The 19,485-nt window shown below is 64.2% G+C and carries 17 protein-coding genes; 8 read left to right on the plus strand and 9 right to left on the minus strand.

What is annotated here, in order from left to right; genetic code table 11:
- Nucleotides 1-198 precede the first annotated feature (198 nt).
- The 3 genes from AB7849_RS05910 to AB7849_RS05920 all read right to left on the minus strand — a co-directional run bounded on the left by AB7849_RS05910 (nt 199) and on the right by AB7849_RS05920 (nt 4,275).
- Nucleotides 199-690, minus strand: coding sequence for a DUF3761 domain-containing protein (locus AB7849_RS05910; protein ID WP_008208934.1), 492 nt, complete (start codon nt 688-690; stop codon nt 199-201).
- Nucleotides 691-870: 180 nt separating this feature from the next.
- Nucleotides 871-2,517 (minus strand): alpha/beta hydrolase, encoded by a 1,647-nt coding sequence (locus AB7849_RS05915; protein WP_369500702.1) that lies wholly within the window; start codon nt 2,515-2,517, stop codon nt 871-873.
- Nucleotides 2,518-2,619: 102 nt separating this feature from the next.
- The gene (locus tag AB7849_RS05920) at nt 2,620-4,275 is read right to left on the minus strand and encodes a serine hydrolase (RefSeq protein WP_008208937.1); all 1,656 of its coding nucleotides are present in this window, start codon (nt 4,273-4,275) and stop codon (nt 2,620-2,622) included.
- A 251-nt stretch (nt 4,276-4,526) separates the two neighbouring features.
- Between AB7849_RS05920 and AB7849_RS05925 the strand changes: the two genes are divergently transcribed.
- Genes AB7849_RS05925 through AB7849_RS05935 form a run of 3 tightly spaced genes read left to right on the plus strand, consistent with a single transcriptional unit; the run spans nt 4,527 to nt 5,598 of the window.
- Nucleotides 4,527-4,928, plus strand: a complete 402-nt coding sequence (locus AB7849_RS05925) for a ribonuclease domain-containing protein (RefSeq protein ID WP_008208938.1) — start codon at nt 4,527-4,529, stop codon at nt 4,926-4,928.
- Nucleotides 4,925-5,362: a barstar family protein gene (locus AB7849_RS05930; protein ID WP_008208940.1), complete on the plus strand. Its 438-nt coding sequence runs from the start codon at nt 4,925-4,927 to the stop codon at nt 5,360-5,362. The genes AB7849_RS05925 and AB7849_RS05930 overlap by 4 nt, the downstream gene beginning before the upstream one ends.
- A 2-nt stretch (nt 5,363-5,364) precedes the next feature.
- Entirely contained in the window at nt 5,365-5,598 is a 234-nt protein-coding gene (locus tag AB7849_RS05935) for an RNA-binding S4 domain-containing protein (protein ID WP_008208942.1), read from the plus strand.
- Nucleotides 5,599-5,858: 260 nt separating this feature from the next.
- Here the strand turns inward: AB7849_RS05935 and AB7849_RS05940 are convergent, their stop codons facing one another.
- Nucleotides 5,859-6,680 carry an arylamine N-acetyltransferase family protein gene (locus AB7849_RS05940; RefSeq protein ID WP_008208943.1) on the minus strand — a complete coding sequence of 274 codons (822 nt, stop codon included), beginning with the start codon at nt 6,678-6,680 and terminating at the stop codon, nt 5,859-5,861.
- Between the two features lie 125 nt (nt 6,681-6,805).
- Between AB7849_RS05940 and msrA the strand changes: the two genes are divergently transcribed.
- Both msrA and kch read left to right on the plus strand, forming a co-directional pair.
- Nucleotides 6,806-7,504, plus strand: a complete 699-nt coding sequence (gene msrA / locus AB7849_RS05945; protein WP_008208945.1) for a peptide-methionine (S)-S-oxide reductase MsrA — start codon at nt 6,806-6,808, stop codon at nt 7,502-7,504.
- Nucleotides 7,505-7,715: 211 nt separating this feature from the next.
- Nucleotides 7,716-8,927 (plus strand): voltage-gated potassium channel protein, encoded by a 1,212-nt coding sequence (gene kch, locus AB7849_RS05950; RefSeq protein ID WP_147627582.1) that lies wholly within the window; start codon nt 7,716-7,718, stop codon nt 8,925-8,927.
- Nucleotides 8,928-8,930: 3 nt separating this feature from the next.
- Here kch and AB7849_RS05955 read toward each other — a convergent pair whose 3' ends face one another.
- Nucleotides 8,931-9,353 carry a VOC family protein gene (locus AB7849_RS05955; RefSeq protein WP_092705204.1) on the minus strand — a complete coding sequence of 141 codons (423 nt, stop codon included), beginning with the start codon at nt 9,351-9,353 and terminating at the stop codon, nt 8,931-8,933.
- A gap of 228 nt (nt 9,354-9,581) precedes the next feature.
- Between AB7849_RS05955 and AB7849_RS05960 the strand changes: the two genes are divergently transcribed.
- Nucleotides 9,582-11,786: a penicillin acylase family protein gene (locus tag AB7849_RS05960; protein WP_008208952.1), complete on the plus strand. Its 2,205-nt coding sequence runs from the start codon at nt 9,582-9,584 to the stop codon at nt 11,784-11,786.
- A gap of 139 nt (nt 11,787-11,925) precedes the next feature.
- Here AB7849_RS05960 and AB7849_RS05965 read toward each other — a convergent pair whose 3' ends face one another.
- Nucleotides 11,926-12,630, minus strand: coding sequence for a glutathione S-transferase N-terminal domain-containing protein (locus tag AB7849_RS05965; RefSeq protein WP_008208953.1), 705 nt, complete (start codon nt 12,628-12,630; stop codon nt 11,926-11,928).
- Between the two features lie 295 nt (nt 12,631-12,925).
- Between AB7849_RS05965 and ovoA the strand changes: the two genes are divergently transcribed.
- Together ovoA and AB7849_RS05975 are read left to right on the plus strand one after the other, a co-directional pair.
- Nucleotides 12,926-15,049 (plus strand): 5-histidylcysteine sulfoxide synthase, encoded by a 2,124-nt coding sequence (gene ovoA / locus AB7849_RS05970; RefSeq protein ID WP_008208957.1) that lies wholly within the window; start codon nt 12,926-12,928, stop codon nt 15,047-15,049.
- Between the two features lie 48 nt (nt 15,050-15,097).
- Nucleotides 15,098-16,264 carry a MalY/PatB family protein gene (locus AB7849_RS05975; RefSeq protein ID WP_369500703.1) on the plus strand — a complete coding sequence of 389 codons (1,167 nt, stop codon included), beginning with the start codon at nt 15,098-15,100 and terminating at the stop codon, nt 16,262-16,264.
- A gap of 582 nt (nt 16,265-16,846) precedes the next feature.
- Here the strand turns inward: AB7849_RS05975 and AB7849_RS05980 are convergent.
- The 3 genes from AB7849_RS05980 to AB7849_RS05990 form a co-directional block, all read right to left on the minus strand.
- Nucleotides 16,847-17,230 (minus strand): carboxypeptidase-like regulatory domain-containing protein, encoded by a 384-nt coding sequence (locus AB7849_RS05980; protein WP_008208961.1) that lies wholly within the window; start codon nt 17,228-17,230, stop codon nt 16,847-16,849.
- Between the two features lie 693 nt (nt 17,231-17,923).
- Nucleotides 17,924-18,691 carry a DUF899 domain-containing protein gene (locus AB7849_RS05985; protein ID WP_008208963.1) on the minus strand — a complete coding sequence of 256 codons (768 nt, stop codon included), beginning with the start codon at nt 18,689-18,691 and terminating at the stop codon, nt 17,924-17,926.
- Between the two features lie 20 nt (nt 18,692-18,711).
- Complete coding sequence (locus tag AB7849_RS05990) at nt 18,712-19,365, minus strand: glutathione S-transferase family protein (RefSeq protein ID WP_008208965.1); 654 nt, start codon at nt 19,363-19,365, stop codon at nt 18,712-18,714.
- Nucleotides 19,366-19,485: the final 120 nt, after the last annotated feature.

Here is a 19,485-nt window from a genome sequence, read left to right on the forward strand (position 1 = left end):
CGCGGCCCAGTGCTGGCGCAAGCGACCATCAGATGAGTACGGCAAATCTTCTGCTCAACCGCACGCTCATGCCTCGCCTTCACAGGGAACATCGAAAAACTTCCGTCACCCCAACGCCTCTCGTCAGCTGACGGACATGAAAGACATCGGGCTGGCACGTGGCCAGCCCGATGCGGTGCTGCTTCCACGGCAAAAAGCTCAGGCGGAGCAACCCTTCCCGCGCGGGCCGTGATAGCCCTTGGCCTTGGCGTCGCTTTCCTTCATGTAATGGCCATGTTTGGTGCGGCCGTACCATTTGTCGCTTTGGCAGTGATAGACCTTGCTGCCGGCGTTGACCCAGACCATGCCCGGGCCACCTCCGGGCGCTGCGGTGGCGGCGGGCTGGGTCCATGCCATCGAACGTTTGCCGGCGGGGGCAGCTTTCGCATGCCTGGCGGGTTCTGCGGGTGCCGCTGACGCGTCCGGTGTCGCATCGACCTTGGCGGTCGCAGCGGGTGCCTCCGCGCTGGCGTACCAAGCCTTGACACCCTGGTGCCCGCGGCATGCACCGCGCTTGTGCGCCTGGGTGGTGTAACTGCCGTCCTTGCACTGTCCGGTGGCGCCGGCCGGCGTCGCGGCCTGTTGCGCATACGCACAGGGAACGGCCATCAGGGCGGCGGACAGAACGGTGATCAAACCGAGTGATTTCATTGTGACTTCTCCTCCATGGATTCCATGTCACGCGACGGTTGCGTCACGTTGCCCGCTGCCTGCAGGAAACGCGTAGCGGTGACGTTCCGTCACGCCATCCGGGCACCTGTCAGCACAGGTGCCCGCGGTGACCACTATGGGGAAAAGTGCGGCGACCGTCGAGTCGGTCGCCGCCTACGCTCAGGGCGCTGTTCCGCCTACCGGCTTGAGCTTGGATTTCGGACGGGCGATCGCGTACATCGACCAGCTGATTTGTTTCAGCAGGCCATTGCGATCGTCGCCGATGCGGTACAGGTCGAAGTGGGTACGTCCCGGGAAGAAGCGGATGTCGGACTTCGCATGCAAGCCGTCCAGCACCGCCTTGAGCTTGTGCGCGGCACCGTCCAGATAGAAGGTGTCGGCGGTGCCCACGTACAGGTGGATCTTGCCGTCGAGATTCTTCTTCAACTCTGGCCAGTTGTGTTGCAAGCGATACGCGATGTCGTAGTGGTCGCGCCAGTAGCTGACCACGGCGGGGTCGACAGCGCCGGTGTCACGGTTGAACATCTGTTGCGGTCGGCCACCGTTGCCCTTGGGCGAGAACACCCACTCGAACGAGGCCAACTGGCCGCCGTACGGTCCCAGCACGCGCTCGAGCTTGGCGAACTGCTGGAACGTGGCCAGTACCTTGCCCTTGTTGCGCACCAGCGGGTACGGCGTGCCGTCCGGCTTGTAGTAGACGTTGGCGTTCGGCGCGTACAGATCCACGCCGGTGAAGTCGTGGAAGTCGCTGGGATCGGGCGAGGTGGACCAGGTGCCGCCGAAGACCTTCGGGTAGCGCGTCTGCAACCACAGCGTGGCCCAACCGCCCGAGGAATGGCCTTGCAGGAAACGGCCGTCGGCATCGGCGTCCATGCGGTAGGTGGATTCCAGGTGCGGGATCAGCTCGGTGGTCAGCGCATGGCCCCACGGACCGTTGTTCACCGAGTCGGCGAACTCGTGCGTCCCGGTGGGGCTGGACTCGTCCAGGAACACCCAGATCATCGGCGGCATGTCGCCCTTGGCCATCGCCGCGTAGACGTTTGCCAGGGTACCGATCACGCGGTCGTTGTTGCCGCCGAAGCCCTGCGTGTAATACACCACCGGCCAGGTCTTCTTCGACTTGGCGTCGTAGTTCGGCGGCAGCAGCACGCGACCGCGCATATAGATTGGACGACCCCAGAACGCGCTGAGCGACGGGCTATCGAAATCGATCAGCCGCGCATGCTGGCGCGCCACCGGCAAGGCCTTGCGCAAGGCGTCGGGCGCCCGGCTGCTGAGTACCCACGGGTCATGCGCGGGCAGCGTCTTGTCCAGGTCCAGCGTGGGGATCGACGAGGCCGGCAGGTGCATCTTCACCACGCTGCTGATCAGATCGCCCGCACCGCGGCCGGTATAGTTGTAGTCGTGGTTGACGTCCAGCACGGCCTGCACGTAGTAGTCGCCCGGCGGCAGGCTCGACCAGCCCGCGGGAAACGCGGTGTGGTCGGCATCGATGTCGATGACTTGCCCCGGCACCAGCCGACTCACTTCGCGCGCGGCGACGGATGTCTGCGTGGGAAAGAACGGGCTGGTGTCGACGTCGTCCACCTTGCCGTCCTTGGTCGCCGCTTCGGCGTCCTTGGCATCGATCGCGAACAGCAGCAGGCGGCCGGAGGTCGCCGTGGTTTCATGCACGCCCAGCTGGATGTGGAAAAAATCGTGGTTCGGCGTGGTGACCGGCGCAGCGGCTGGCTGCCGCGCGACGGCATTGCCGCCCAGCAACAGCCCGCAGCCGAGCAGCGCGGCGAAGATATATTGGTGACGCATGTGCGACTCCCCTTGGGTGAAATGATCTACCTGCAACGTTCGATGGTGTTCCATCGTCATCCCGGCCCGCGCCGGGATGACGGCACGGAGGCGCTGGCGAAATCAGCCGCCCTTCGCGTCCGCATTCACCTTGACCGGCACCGGCCGCAGATCCTGGAAATCGAAGCTGAAGTCGGTGCGCGGCGACACGGGCTTGATGCGCATCTCGCGGACATGGCCATCATCGTCCAGCGCGAAATTGACGAAAGCATCGGCGTCGAGCGAGCGGTCGTCCCAGCGCACGATGAAGGTGTCGTGCTGCCATGGCGTCATCGTGCCGATCAGCTGCTTGGTCTTGCTGAAGCGCATGCGCAGCTTGCCGTTCTGGTCGGTGATGACGATGTCGCCGTACCACGGGTCACGATAGGTGCCGGCGTACTGCGCCAGCGGCAGCGACGGCTTGCTGTGCTTGTCGCGCGCGGCCTCGTGCTTGGCCCAGCTAGTGTCGGCGTTGGCATTGAACTGCTTCACCGCCTTGTCGTACACCGCGACCCAATCGGTCTTCTTGCCGGGATTCATGTAGGCGTCGAGCACGCGATAGGTGATGGCGTTGAACGCTGCGCCGGACTGCTGGTTGGTCAGCACCACCACGCCCAGGTGCAGCTTCGGCACCATCGTCACACGCGAAACGAAGCCCGGCCAGCCACCGGTGTGCCAGACCAGTTTCTGGCCCTGGTAGGTGCTGAGGAACCAGCCCTCGCCGTAGCCGTAGTACTCCGGCGTGAGCGGCGCCAGCTCGGGGATCGACGGCTTGTGGATCGGGATCGGCGTGAGCATCGACCACATCTCGTGGTGGCTCTTCTCGGAGAACAGTTGCTTGCCATCCGGCAGCTTGCCGCCGGCGAGTTGCACATTCATCCACTTGGCCAGGTCGTGCACGCTGGCGTAGATGCCGCCGGCGCCCGGATCGTTGAGCCAGGCCATCGGCGGCACCGGCTTGATGTCCTTGAAGTTGTACGGCGCGTGGCCGGTGGCTACATCCATGCCGGGCTTGAGGTAGGTGCAGTCGATCAGCGACTCGTCCATGCCCACCGGCTTGAAGATGTGGTCGCGCACGAAGTCGGCGTAGCTTTCGCCAGAGACCTTCTCGATCACCAGCGTGGCCACCGCGAACAGGATGTTGTCGTAAGCGTAATGGCCGCGGAAGCTGTTCTTGATCGGCACCTTCGCCAACCGCTCCACCACGTCCTTGGTGGTGTAGCTGGTCGGCGGCCAGTACAGCAGATCGCCCGCGCCCAGGCTCAGGCCGCTGCGATGCGCCAGCAGGTCGCGAACGCGCATTTCGTGGGTCACGTAGCTGTTGGACATGCGGAACCACGGCAGGTAATCGATCACCCGCGCGTCCATGTCCAGCTTGCCCTCGTCGGCCAGCATCTGCAGCGAGGCGGCGGTGAAGGCCTTGGTATTGGAGGCGATCGCGAACAGCGTGTTCGCGTCCACCTTGGTCGGCTTGCCGATCTCGCGCACACCGAAGCCCTGCTCCATCACCACCTTGCCATCCTTGACGATGGCCACCGCCACGCCCGGGACCTTGAAGGTTTTCAGGGTGTTGTCGACATAGGTGGTGAAATCCTGCAACTGCGCCGGCAGCGCCGCTTGCGTGACCGCCGAAGCGCTGGTCGGCGAGGCCGCCGGTGCGGTCTGGGCGCTCGCTGCGGCGGCAAAGGCGAACAACGCGCTGCACACGGCCAGGCGCAGGGAGAGGGAACGCTGGGACATCGTCGGCTCCAGTGGATACGAATCCGCCCACTATCGCGGCAAAATCGCCGCGAGGCCAGCGCTGGAAGTCACGCCCGATGCCACTCCCACAAAAGCGAGTTACTCGGGAGGCCAAGGCGGAACGACCGCGGGCGGGTGCGCAATCGCCAAGCCACCCCACGTGCGTGCAATTTCTTGCGATACGGAATCTGGCTCGTGAGGCCTCCGCACCATCCGTTAAGCTGTCCGCCTGTCCATTGCCGGCCGCCCCCATGCGCTCCTGGAAACCGCTGCTTGTCGTTGTCATTCTCGCGCTGGCGTTCATCTGGCAGCGGGAAGGGACGCATACGACCGCCCCGAACACGCCGAACGCTGCGGCCACCGCCGCGGGAGACACCCTGCCCGCTTTCCTGTCACCAGAAGCGCGCCAGACACTGGCCTTGATCGCTCGCGGCGGCCCGTTCCCGCACCATCAGGACGGGGTGGTGTTCGGCAATTACGAGGGCCTGCTGCCAAAGCAGCCGCGCGGCTACTACCACGAGTACACCGTGGAAACCCCGGGGGCACGCACCCGTGGCGCCCGCCGCATCATCACCGGCGGCACACCGCCGATGGTCTACTACTACACTGACGACCACTACCGCAGCTTCCGCCGCTTCAGCTGGCACCCATGAACACGCACGACGCCGAACTGAACCTTTCCCGCCCCGCCCACAACGGCGTGTATTTCGTGGACGAGGATGACCTGGACAGCATGGCCGCCGCCGCGGTGCGTGAAGAGCTCAGCGTGATCCGTGTGGATCTTGCCCATTGCCATGGCAAGGCCGACCTGCTCCGGCGCATGGCAACCGCGCTGCCGCTGCCGGCCGACTTCGGCCACAACTGGGACGCCCTGGCCGACTGCCTGCGCGACCCGGTGTGGCAGGACGCCTGGGGCCATGCGCTGCTGTTTGGCCATGCCGCTGACCTGCGCCGTGCCGACGGTCTCGAATTCGACATCTTGCTCGGCATCCTCGACGACGCCGCCACCTTCGCGCTGGAACACGAGCGGCCGTTCTTCGCCTTCCTCGCCCTGCCCGACACTGACCACCCCGACACCCAGGCCTGACCGTGCATTTCCTCACCTTCGAACTCGACCGCGATTACGTCGAACTCAACCAGCTGCTGAAACTGACCGGCCTGTGCGACAGCGGCGGCGCCGGCAAGGCCATAGTCGCCAGCGGCGACGTGAGCGTGGATGGCCAGGTGGAACTGCGCAAGACCTGCAAGATTCACGCAGGCCAGGTGGTACGGATCGAGGATGTGGAGATTCACGTGGTGGCGCTCGACACCGCCAACGACTGAGCGGCGCGTTCCGAAGCACGGCGTACACCGCCCGGCGCTCAGCGCCAGCGGGGGTTCATCCTCTCCCTCCATGAACGTTCAAAACCCCGGTAGCCCGCTTGCGGGCGATGCTCTTGCCATGGTGGACAGAGAGAAACTCAAAACAACGGCATCGCCCGCGAGCGGGCTCCACAAAAGATCGTCAAACCTGGTGGGCGAACGATGGGCCGTTCGGGCCGAGCGTAGCGCCGCAGGCGCGAAGTCGAAGCCACGCCGCCACCTCAATCACCCTCAGGCAACGCCTCCAGTCGGCGATCCAGCGCATCCCTGTCGGGAAGTCGCAGCAGGAATTCGCTTTCCAGCACGTGCCGCAACTCGGCGACACTGTGCAACGTGCGCCGCTCCGGTTCGGCACCCAGCCGGCGCACGGTGAACTCGCGGTCACACAGGCTGAGGCGCCGGTCCGATGCCGTTCGATCCACGATCAGGAGATTCACGAAGTTCGATTGCGGATGGGTCGAAACGTAGTGGTTGGCCACCTCGTAATCGATCGGCGGGTGTGGCCGCAGATCGAAGCGGTACAAGGGCAGCCACGCGCCGCGCACGCAGCCTTGCATGACCCATTCGTCGCCGTGCTGCAGCAGGCGGAATGGCTCCAGCGCGGTGGGTTGTTCGATATCGGGTTGCAGACGCAGCGCGCCCGCCAGCGCCAGCGCGCCGAAACCCACGTCGGTCAGCCAGCTTTCGCCATCCAGCGTGATCTGCAACAACATGTGGGTCTGCGCGGTGATCGCATCCTCGGGCCGATTCCACAGCACCCGGGCGATCAAGGTCTGCACCTCGAAACCGATCGCGCGCAAGGCAGCGGCAAACAGCCCGTTCTGCTCGAAGCAGTAACCGCCACGGCCACCCTGCACCAATTTGCGTTGCAACGCATCGACCGACAACAGCACCGGCATGCCAAGCCACGGGTTGAGGTTCTCGAAGGGCAACGCCGCGACATGGGCCACGGCCAACCCGCGCAACGTTTGCTCGTCGACGGCCGGCGTCGGGTGATAGCCGATGCGTCGCAGATAGGCGTTCAGGTCGAAATCGTCGCTCATGGCATTTTTGACAGGCGGGACTATCACGATACCACCGGCCTCCCGCGCCCGGCCGGGCATCGATCAGGTAACCGGGCAAACCGGTGCAGCGAATCAACAGGTACCCACCGCTGCGGAGTTTCGCCATGCGTCATCGTCCCCTCGCCCACCTCGTTGCCCTGATGCTCCTGGCCGGGCTTGCCGCCTGCAGCGCCAGCGCCGCGGAGCGCCCGGTACCCGCACCCACTCTCGATGCCCCCAAGCTGACGACACCCCAGGGCGACCGCACCGCCGTGTTCGCCGGCGGCTGCTTCTGGGGCATGCAGGCCGTGTTCGAGCACGTGCGCGGCGTGCGCCATGTCTGGGCCGGCTACACCGGTGGCAGTGCGGCGACCGCGAACTACGCCGATGTCAGTGACGGCGATACCGGCCATGCCGAGTCGATCAAGCTGCGTTTCGACCCGTCGGTGGTCAGTTACGGCCAGTTGTTGCAGGTGTATTTCGCCGTGGCCCACGATCCCACCGAACTCAACCGGCAAGGTCCGGACAGCGGCACGCAATATCGCTCGGAAATCTTCTACGCCAACCCGATGCAGCAGCGCGTCGCTGACGCCTACATCGCCCAGCTCACTGCCGCGAAGGTGTTCGCGGCGCCCATCGTCACCCGGGTGGCCCCATTGCACACGTTCTACATGGGCGAGGCCTATCACCAGAATTACGTGCAACTGCACCCGAACAACCTGTACGTCGCGATCAACGATGCGCCGAAACTCACCCAGTTGAAGCGCACCTTCCCGGCGCTGTACCAGGAAACTCCGACCCTGGTCGACGTGCAGTTGCACTGACGGCTTTTCCACAGTGGCCCGTGGCGTGGCACGCGCTGCCCCGGCCCTGGCCACTCGAGCGGGAGAAAACTCGGCAGACGAGCCGACTTCGCGGCTCCGGGCGCGCGTTTGCGCACGGGTGGAAGTTGGCCCTGATCGCACGGCTTGCTAAGGTGAGCGCCATACTCGCGATCACCGCTGACGCGGTTGCCAAGGAACTGCGCATACCACGATGACTCCCGCTCCGATCCGGCGCTTGCGCGCCCAGTTGCAACGCTTCCACCATGTCGTGCGCGGCCGGCACTGGTTCCCCCATGTGCCGCTGGCACTGCTGCTTGGGCTGGCGGGCCTGTCGCTGCTGCGTGCCGAGCTGGGTACGCACTGGGACGATTACGCCCAGCTACTGGTGCTCAACGCTTCGCACCTGCAGCCGAAGATGCTGCCATCGCTGCTGATCGGCGGCGGCATGCTGACCATGGCGCTGGGCCTGTTGTGGCGTTCGCGGCTGGCCTGGACCATGGCGCTGCTGCTGGAAATCGTCGGCACCTTCAGCCTGGTGATCGGCCAGCACAGCCATCACGACCATGTCCTGCTGGCGTATTTCGTCTTCGTGCTGGTGGCCTTGCTGTTCTCCTGGCGGCAGTTCGACCGCACCAGCGTCGCCGCCAGCACCTTGTTCGCACTGACATCGGTAGCGATGCTGCTGATGTACGCCACCTTCGGCGCGTACTATCTGGGCATGGATTTCAAGCCGCAGATCACTGACCTGGTCACGGCGCTGTACTTTTCCATGGTCACCATGAGCACGGTGGGTTACGGCGATATCACGCCGCAAACCTCCGAAGCCAAATTGTTCACCGTCTCGGTGATCGTGCTGGGCGTGGCGGTGTTCGCCACGTCGTTGACCGCGGTGATCGCGCCGATGGTCAGCCGCAGTCTGCAACGCATCGTCAATCGCAAGGGTTCGCGCATGAAACGTGAAAACCATTTCGTGGTGATCGGCAATACCTCGCTGGCCATCAACACCTGGCACGAGCTGGCCCGTCGCGGTCGCCCGGTCACCCGCCTGCTGCGCGAGGCACCGGAAGAAGGCGAGCTGAAGGACACCGATTACGTGGTGGGCGACCCCAGCAGCACCGAGATCCTGCGCGAGGCCGGCGCGCATCGCGCCGAAGCGGTGTTGGCGATGCTGGCCGACGATTCGGAAAACGCCTTCGTGGTGCTGGCGGTGAAAGAACTGGAAGGCCACGCGCGCACGGTCGCCGCGGTCAATGATGCGCGCCATCTCAGCCGCGTGAAGCTGGTGCAACCTGACGTGGTAATCGCCCCGCAAGTGCTCGGCGGCGAACTGCTGGCCATGCTGTTGTCCGGCGAACAGGTGACGCCGGACTTCGTGATGCAGCGCGTGTTCCAGCAGGTATCCGAACCCGCCAAGCCGAGCTGACGTTCAGCTCGCCGGCGCGCTCGGCACCACCACCATCCATGACACGCCGAAACGGTCTTCCAGCATGCCGAAGCTGCTGGCGAAGAAGCTCGGCCCCAGCGGCATCTGGACTTGCCCGCCTTCAGCGAGGGCGTCGAAGCGTCGCCGTGCATCGGCGTCACTTGTCGCAGTCAGCGACAAGGCCACGCCCTTGAACTGCGGCTGGCCGCTGCACATGCCGTCGGACATCATCAGTTGGGTCGAGCCCAACTGGATGCAAGCGTGCATGACCTTGTCCGCCGGCGGCTTCGTGCCGCCAGGGCAGCTGCCGTCCGGGCCGTCGCCGTAGCGCAACCGCATCAGCACTTCGGCATCCAGCGCCTGCCGATAGAAGTCGATGGCCTCATCGCAGCGGCCTTCGAAGAAAAGGTAGGGATTGATGTGCATGGGACGTCTTCCTTTGTCGTGGGCAATGGATTCCGGCATGGGATATCCATGGTCACGACGAACCAGCCGGCCCGAAATCGACACGTCGCAACCTGCGCCATCACCCCCGACGAATGGCGCATGTCCCTGCCACGGCCGGCGCCGCCTGCTACTGTTGGAAACGACTTGCCACACGCGCTGAACGGACGACAGCCCAAACGTCGCCGCCTGCCAAGGGGACCCACATCCATGCACACCCACCCATCACGCCGCACCGCTGCGCACGCACTTTTGCCGCTGGCCGCACTGCTCACGCTCGGCCTCGCCACTGCCGCGCAGGCAACCACGCCCGAACAGGCACGCTGGCAGCGCGAGTCGCAGGCCGTCACCATCACCCGCGATGACTGGGGCATTGCCCACGTGCACGGCAAGACCGATGCCGACGCAGTGTTCGGCATGGCCTACGCGCAAGCCGAGGACGACTTCAACCGGGTCGAGACCAACTACCTCAACGCCATGGGGCGGCTGGCCGAAACCGAGGGCCGGTCGGCAATCTGGCGCGATCTGCGCATGAAGCTGTTCATCGACCCGGTGGTACTGAAACAGAAGTACGCGCAAAGCCCGGCGTGGCTGAAAAAGCTGATGGACGCCTGGGCCGATGGCCTCAACGATTACCTGGCCACCCACCCGGACGTGCGCCCGCGCGTGATCCATCACTTCGAATCGTGGATGGCGCTGTCCTTCAGCGAAGGCAGCATCGGTGGCGATATCGAGCGCGTATCGCTGAAGCAACTGGCGGCTTTCTACGGTGACGAGCACCCGGCCCTCGCACAAGTGAATCCGCCTAGCTGGGCCGAACCCACCGGTTCCAACGGCATCGCCATCGCGCCGAAGCTCACCACGGACGGCCACGCGCTGCTGCTGATCAATCCGCATACCTCGTTCTATTTCCGCTCCGAGTTGCAGATGTCCAGCGACGAGGGACTGGACGCCTACGGCGCGGTGACCTGGGGCCAGTTCTTCGTCTACCAGGGCTTCAACCAGCATATCGGCTGGATGCATACCTCCACCGGCATGGATGCGGTGGATGAATTCGCCGAGACCATCGTGCACAAGGGCGGCAAGCTGTTCTATCGCTATGGCGACAAGCTGCTGCCAGTAACCAAACGCACGATTGTCGTGCCTTACCGAGCCACCGATGGCTCGATGACATCGCGCAGCTTTACCGCTTACTTCACCAAGCACGGCCCGATCGTGCGCAAGGCCGACGGCAAGTGGATCGCCACCGCGCTGATGAATCGTCCGATGCGCGCGCTGGAACAGAGCTGGCTGCGTACCAAGGCGCATGACTACGCCAGCTACATGAAAGTCGCCGAGCTCAAGGCCAACTCGTCCAACAACACGCTGTTCGCCGACGACAAGGGCGAGATCGCCTTCCTGATGCCGCAATTCGTGCCCAAACGCGACAACCGCTTCGATTACACCAAGCCGGTCGACGGCAGCAATCCGGCCACCGACTGGCACGGCCTGACCCCGCTGGACCAGTTGCCGCAAGCCGTGAATCCGCCCAACGGCTGGGCGATGAACACCAACGACTGGCCGTATTCGGCGGCCGGCAAATACAGCCCGAAAAAGGCCGACTTCCCGCGCTACATGGATACCTTCGGCGAGAATCCGCGCGGCATCCACGCCACGCAGATGCTTGCCGACGCCAGCGGCTTCAGTGTGCCCAAGCTGATCACCACGGCGTTCGATTCACATTTGCCGGCCTTCGCACGGCTGATCCCGATCCTGCTGCACGACTACGACGCGCTGCCCGCCAGCGATCCACAACGCGTGAAGCTGGCCGGGCCGATCGAACTGTTGCGCCACTGGGACGATCGCTGGGGCATCGCTTCCATGCCCACGTCGCTGGCGGTGTTCTGGGGCGACACCTTGTGGAACGAGACCTACGCCAAGGCCAGGGCACTCGGCGTTTCGCCGTACGCCTACATGGCCGGCGCCGCCGGTGCGCAGGAGCGATTGCATGCGCTGGACGAAGCCGTTGATCGGCTGGTCCACGACTTTGGCAGCTGGGGCGTGGCGTGGGGGCAGATCAACCGTTTCCAGCGCCTGGATGATGCCATCGCATCGCATTTCGACGACAGCAGGCCCAGCATTCCGGTGCCATTCGTGTCGTCGCGCTGGGGTTCACTGGCCTCGTTCGGCGCGCACCGCCGGCCGGGCACGAAGCGTTACTACGGCACCAGTGGCAACAGCTTCGTCGCGGTGGTCGAATTCGGCCCCAAGGTGAGCGCCCGCGCGATCACCGCCGGCGGCGAAAGCGGCCATCCCGGTTCGAAGCACTTCGACGACGAGGCCGAGCGCTACACCACCGGCAACCTGCGCACGGTGTACTTCTGGCCGGACCAGCTGAAGGGCCACACCGAGCGGGTTTACCACCCGGGCGGATAAGTCACGCCAGAGCTCGTGAAACGCCGCCACCAGTTTCAATGGTAGGAGCGCACCCTGTGCGCGAATGCTCTTGCCCGGTCGAAACCAAGAGCAATTCGCGCACAGGGTGCGCTCCTACATGGCTGAACTTGTCGTCGCTTCAGCCCCGCGCAGGAATCGCCAGCCCGCGCTGCACCGCTGGCCGCGCCAGGCCACGTTCAAGCCATGCCGCCACGTTGGCGAAGCGGTCGAACTGCACCAGCTCGCGCGCCTCGTAGAAGGTGATGAGGTTGTTCACCCAACCCAGCGTGGCGATGTCGGCAATGCTGTAATCGGCGCCCATGATCCAGTCGCGGCCGTCCAGTCGGCCATCCAGCACGCCGAGCAAGCGCTGCGACTCGGTGGCATAGCGCTGCAGCGGGCGCTTGTCCTCGTACGCCTTGCCGGCGAACTTGTTGAAGAAACCCACCTGCCCGAACATCGGCCCGATCGAGGCCATCTGGAAAAACACCCACTGGATCGTCTCCCAGCGACCGGCCGCATCGGATGGCATGAACTTGCCGCTCTTTTCGGCCAGGTACATCAGGATCGCGCCGGATTCGAACAGGCCCAGCGCTTTGCCATCCGGGCCGTCGGGGTCGATCATCGCGGGAATCTTGCCGTTGGGATTGAGTGCGAGGAACTCCGGCAGATGACTCTCGTCCTTCATGATGTCGACCAGATGCGCCTCGTAAGGCAAACCCGTCTCCTCCAGCATGATCGATGCCTTCACGCCATTGGGCGTGTTCAGCGAATACAGCTGGATACGATCGGGATGCGTCGCCGGCCAGCGACGGGCGACGGGAAAATCGGCAAGCGTGGACATGGCAAATTCCTGCGGGGCAAGTGCATGAGAATGGAGTCCGCGGCGAACCGATTCAATACGCCACACGTGGCGAGGCCAACGATTTGTCCCACATCAGTGCAAGAACGGGACCGAACGCGGTAACTTGAAGCATTGGCAATACCTGCAGCCGCCGTGGTGCCGGGAGTGGCGCAGGAACCGCAGCGCCACGTATCGCATCCCATGCGACAGCTACCTGTTCGCATGACCTTTTCCTCTTGCCTCGACGAAACGAAGGGCCCATGGTTTGAATTCCCCACGCCAAGACCGCACCCCCATGACGACGGCAGACGACCGACCACCGGCTTTCCCGCGCGGCATCAACCTGCACGGCGACGATCCGCAGGCCATGCGCCGGCAGCTGCGCGCGTATTTCACCAGCACGTTCGACCGCTACGAGTCGCTGTTCGAAACGCTGGCCTGCGATGCGGCGTATTACGAGCACGCCATCCCGTTGCGCCATCCGCTGATTTTCTACTTCGGCCACACCGCGACATTCTTCGTCAACAAGCTGCTGTTGACGCACCTGATCGACGAGCGCCTCGACCCGCGCATCGAATCGGTGTTCGCCGTCGGCGTGGACGAAATGAGCTGGGACGATCTCAACGAGGAGCGCTATGACTGGCCCAGCGTGGCCGAGGTCAAGGCGTATCGCGGCAAGGTGCGCGCGATGGTCACGCGGCTGATCGACGAAGCTCCGCTGTCGCTGCCGATCGACTGGAACCACCCATGGTGGGCCATCGTCATGGGCATCGAACACGAACGCATCCACCTGGAAACCTCATCGGTGCTGATTCGCCAGCACAAGCTGGCCTACGTGAAGCCGCACCCGCATTGGCGCCCGTGCACCGAGGCCGGCGCCGCGCCCGACAACAGCCTGGTCAAGATACCGGCTGGCAGCATCGTCCTGGGCAAGGACAAGAGCAGCCCGCGCTATGGCTGGGACAACGAATACGGCCGCCACGAAGCCGATGTCGCCGCGTTCCAGGCCAGTCGCCTATTGGTCAGCAACCAGGAATTCCTCGCCTTCGTCGAGGCCGGCGGCTACAGCCATCCGGGTTATTGGGAAGACGAAGGCAAGGAGTGGCTCGACTTCACCCACGCCGAGCATCCGAGTTTCTGGGTGCCTGCGTCGAACGGCTGGCGCCTGCGCCTGATGACCGAGGAAATTCCAATGCCATGGAACTGGCCGGTGGAGACCAACTATCACGAGGCCAAGGCCTTCTGCCGCTGGAAAGCCGCCTCCAGCGGCCAACCGGTGCGCCTGCCCACCGAGGATGAGTGGCAGCGCCTGCTCGACCACGCCGGGCAACGCGAGGTGGCCGATCGCGCCGATCACGCGAACCTGCAACTGACCCACTTCGCCTCGTCCTGTCCGGTCGACCGCTTCGCGCACGGCGACTTCTTCGACCTGACCGGCAATGTCTGGCAGTGGACCGAAACGCCGATCTACCCGTTCGAGGGTTTCGACGTCCATCCGATCTACGACGACTTCACCACACCCACCTTCGACGGACGCCACAACCTGATGAAGGGTGGCTCGTGGATATCCTGCGGCAACGAAGCCGAGCCGGAATCGCGTTACGCATTTCGCCGGCACTTCTTCCAGCACGCCGGTTTTCGCTACGTCGTCTCCAAGGAATTGAAACACGTGCCAGGCTCACACTACGAAACCGACAAGCTGCTTTCCGAGTACGCCGAGTTCCATTACGGCGACAGCTATTTCGACGTACCGAATTTCCCGAAGGCCCTGGTGGATCTGGCCATCGGCGCACTCGGCGATACGCCACGGCGCAAGGCGCTGGATCTTGGCTGCGCGTCCGGTCGCGCCACCTTCGAGCTGGCGCGCCACTTCGACCTCGTCACCGGCATCGACTTTTCCGCCCGCTTCATCGGCCAGGGCGTGGCGCTGGCGCGCGGCGAAAGCCTGCGCTACACACTGGTCGACGAAGGCGAACTGGTGCAGTACAAGTCGCGCAGCCTCGCGGATTTGGATCTGCAGGACACCGCCGGCAAGGTCGAATTTTTCCAGGGCGATGCCTGCAACCTGAAGCCGCAGTTCACCGACTACGACTTCATCATGGCCGCCAACCTGATCGACCGCCTGTACCAGCCGGCACGCTTTCTCGAAAGCGTGCACGAACGCCTGAACCTCGGCGGCATGCTGATGATCGCCTCGCCCTACACCTGGCTGACCGAGCACACGCCGCGCGCAGACTGGCTGGGCGGTTTCAAGAAGGACGGCGAGAACTTCGGCACGCTGGACGGGCTGAAGGCCGTTCTTGGCGCGCACTTCGAACCGGTGGGCGAGCCATGCGACGTTCCGTTCGTGATCCGCGAAACCCGGCACAAGTTCCAGCACACGCTGTCCGAGGCGACCTTCTGGAAACGGGTGCGCTGAAGCCGTCCCGCACCCAGCCGCACGCGCAAACCGCAACGAGACACTCCCTTGGCCCACGACTTCGACACCGTCATCGATCGCTCCGGCACCCACGCCACCAAGTTCGATGACCGCCAGCGCTATTTCGGCACGGAAGACGTCGATCCACTGTGGGTCGCCGACATGGATTTCGCCGCACCGGCTTGCGTGACGCAGGCGCTCGTGGCGCGCGCGCAACACCCGATCTACGGCTACACGCTCTACCCGGAAAGTCTGTATGAGGCCGTCATCCAGTGGTATGCGCGACGCCACCACTGGGCAATGCAACGCGAGTGGATGCTGGTGGGGCCGAGCGCCCTGCCCGCGCTGGCGGCGACCATGCAGGCCGTCACCAATCCCGGCGACGGCGTGATCATCCAGCCTCCGGTGTACACCGAGTTTGCCGCGATCATCCAGGCCAACCAGCGCCGCCCGATACTCAATCCACTGATCGAGACCGACGGCCACTACACCATGGATCTCGCGCAGCTGGAACACTGCGCTAGCCAGGGCGCACGCATGCTGCTGCTGTGCAGCCCGCACAACCCGGTCGGCCGGGTCTGGCGTGCGGACGAATTGCATGAAGTCCTGCGGATTGCCCGGCGACACGATCTCACCGTGGTCTCGGACGACATCCATTGCGACCTGGTGTACTCCGACGCGCGCCACACCATGCTCGGCAGCCTGGCGCAAGCGGGCGACAAGATCATCACCAGCATCTCGCCGGGCAAGACCTTCAACCTGCAGGGGCTCGGCCTGTCGGCGCTGGTCATTCCGCACGAAGCGCAGCGCACGGCCGTGGCGCGCGTCTTTGCATCCATGCATCTGGACCAGTGCCACCCCTTCAGCATCACCGCCTTCGAAGCGGCCTATCGCGGAGGCGGCGAGTGGCTGGACGCGTTACTGGCCTACCTTGAAACCACGCGCGATTTCGTCGCCGATTACCTGCGCGCGCACATCCCGCAGATTCGCCTTGTTCGCCCCCAGGCGACCTATCTGCTGTGGCTGGACTGTCGTGGCCTGGGCATGAATGACGCCGCGTTGCGCGACTTCTTCATCAAGCAGGGCAAGGTCGGCATGAATCCGGGAGTGATCTACGGGGCCGGCGGAAGCGGCTTCATGCGCATGAACATCGGTGCGCCGCGTCAGCGCATTCGCGCTGCATTGGAATCGATCAAGGCCGCACTGATCGGCTGAACCGGCAAATGCGGCTTACAGCCCCGCCCCTTCCCCCCGTCGAACGGGCGGAAAAATTCCGGCAACCGGCGAATCAGACGCGCAGCCGCCTGACTTCAACACGCCGACAGCGCGTGCAATGTCGCCGGTCCGGCTCGGACCTTGCCCATCGATGTCCAACTATGCGGCACAACAGCCGCGTCACTCTGTAGCCCAGTTTCATCACACGCCCCCAACTGTCCGCTGGAAGGACGTGCCTTGTCCACCAGCGTCAGTGACACCACGAGCCAGCGCACCCGGCCAGCCCGAAACGAAATCAACATAATGTGAATTCTATCGCGGTTCAATTTTTTTAAAAGTGGCAGAGAGGCATGTTTTTAGTCTTGACTTTACTGCCTCGTGGATATCGCCGGCCCGCCAACCGACCGAAGCCATGACCGAGCCTCCGACTCCCAGACAGCAAAAAGCCTGACACATGCATGTGTCAGGCTCTGGACAAATCAGCTGCCGTCGATCCGAGGTCGGACAAGCACCAGTGGCCGCTGGCCAAGGCACCGCCGCAACGATGCCTGCGCTACTGGCAGCGGGTGACGGTAGTCATCGTCATTTGCTGGCCGTTTCCGAACACTGGCCCGGCGCGCAATCGAAGTCCACCTCGCTCCCGCGCCCGACGATCACCGGCACGTTCAGGTGCTTCATCACGGCATGACCGCCTTCCTTCAGCGTAACCGTGTAATTGCCGACCGGAAGCTCCCTGATGGAATAGCGGCCATTGGAATCCACCTTGACCTGACGATGGGCCCCGGTGGTGGTGCTGCGCGCCGCAACGGCATAACCCATCGGCGCCTTGCCGAAGACCTTGCCCGCGGTGGCCTGTGCGTTGACCACGCTGGCTCCCGTCATGGCAAAGCCACCGACAACAAGCGCCAGCAGCAGGCTGCGGCCGTGGCGGCGCGAAGACGAATGATTCGAGAAGATGCTGTTCATGGGATGGCTCGCTTCTTGTGATTATTGATGTGGGGCATGGGCTTGCCATGGGGAATGGCAGTCAGCTCATGGGGACGCGGGATGCTTCTGACCGAATGTCCGACTTCGGATCGAGCGTCTGCAACACGCAACGCCCGCACCCTTGTCTCCCGAGACAGGAACCTGACGTCGGGAGATGCTGCGCAGACTACCCACTGGACATGACACATCGAAGAGCCAGAGGTCATGGGGCGCCAAAGGTCATGACCACCCGAGCCGGGAAGCAGGCTTTGACGCAACACCCCCACGCATGAGGCAGCTTCACTCGATCATCCCGTCCGGAATGAATCGGGCGCTGTCCGGGTCTCGGGTTCCGGATGACGGCCGCGCCATCGTCGCCGCGCGAAAAGCCTCAACCAGGGACCCAAGTGGAAGACGCTCATCCATCCGTACATCAGCACCATGCCGTCGAGTGGCGCTGCCCCCTCCGCAACCGGACAAGACATGTTCATCGGGCCGCCGCCGAGGAAGCCGGCCAGGCATGCCATCAGGGCAAAGGTCGGCGCAGCCGCCAACCCGATCCCATGCGCCGCGCGACGAAATGCCGGATCGAAACGCCCACGCCCGGCTGCCACACGAGGACGTGTGTCGACCGACGTTTCCGCCGCCTCACCCTTTCCTAGGAGCGCCACAGCGGCGCCGTCGCGACGGGGTTCAACGCTGGTCGTACTTGTCATGGTGCCGCCACCAGACGCCGTTTTCATCGCGCCCGCGTGGCGCCCGATCGAGCCACGGGTACATGCCCCAAAGCGCGTCCAGCCCGCGCGCATAGGTGGAATACGTGTGATAGACGATGCCGTCTTCCAGCGCGAATGCACTCATGCCTGGCATCTCGCGCAGGTAGGTGGCCACACCCGTCTGCGTCATCGCCGCGATCTGTCCGACGAAACCGTCCGCACCGGCTTTCAGCGCCGGCCTCACGTCCATCGACTGGTAGTTGTAATCCACCGGGCCCTTGCGCAGCTGTTCTTCGCTGAACGCGACGTTGAAGTCGAAGCCGAACTCCCCGTCGGGTGCCGACGCCCATGGAAAGGTCCAGCCCATCCTCTGCTGAAACGCCTGCAGCTTCGCCAGCGGCGCCCGCGACACCGCGGTGAATGCCACGTCGTGGTTTTCAAGATGGACGACGGAACCGCTGAAGCCATCCGCGATGGCCGAGCAGGAGGGGCAACCGGCCGCGTAGTCGGGGCCGAACATGAAGTGATAGACCAGCAACTGCGAGCGCCCGCGGAAAAGATCCGCCAGCGACACACTGCCCTGCCCGGTCTCGAACCGATACGCCTTGTCGACCGCTACCCACGGCAGTGCCTGCCGCTGGCGCGCCAGCGCATCGCTGCGTCGCGTCAGCGCCTTCTCCGCGTCCAGCAACTCGAGACGCGCCGCCAGCCACTCTTCGCGTGTTCCCGTCTTGCGTGTGTTCATCGCTTCTCTCCTTCGCCGATTCAGGCTGCCACCGGTTCGTTGCGTGCGTAACCATCCAGTTGATTGCGCAAGGCGGCATCGAACGCCGGCCGCGCCTCGCAACGCTCGACGTAGGCCACCAGCGACGGGAACCGGGCCAGCAAGTTCGTGTGGCGGATGAACCGCAACACGGTGGTCATGAGGATGTCGGCCGCCGTGAAACGACCGAGCAGGTAATCGCGATCCGCGAGACATTCGGACAGCGCCGCCAATCGGTGATTCACCTCGTCGACAACGGCGGGTCGCCGCAGCGGCACCCAAGCCTCTTCGCCGTGCAGCACATCCATCACGAACAAATTCCACAATGGCGGCTCGACGGTATTGAGTGCCGTAAACATCCAGCCAAGCGTTTCCGCGCGTCGGTCGGCAGGCATCAGCGCCTCACACTGTTCGGCAATCGCATGGACGATGGCGCCCGACTCGATCATGGCCCCGTCGGCGGATTCGAGAACCGGCACCATGCCGAAAGGATGCTTGTGTCGGTAGTCCCCGGAGTTTCGCTCCCCGGTGTCGATGCAGCGGCTTTCATAGGCAAGCCCGGCCTCTTCCAGCGCCCAGCGTACGCGCAGGTCTCGCACCAGCCCCTGGGCGACGGGTGGCACCCAGCTGAATCCCCACACAGTGATCTTTTTCATGTCGTCTTTCCTCGCGTTGGCATCTCGTCCGTGCCCGTTGCCGCCGGCACGTGGGCGGGTGATCGTGGGATAGACTGCGACCGGGCCATCAAAGGGTGGGAGTGACAACTTTGGCGGGAT

It is taken from the genome of Rhodanobacter sp. FW021-MT20 (assembly GCF_041107475.1).
GTDB classification, from domain to species: Bacteria; Pseudomonadota; Gammaproteobacteria; order Xanthomonadales; family Rhodanobacteraceae; genus Rhodanobacter_A; species Rhodanobacter_A glycinis.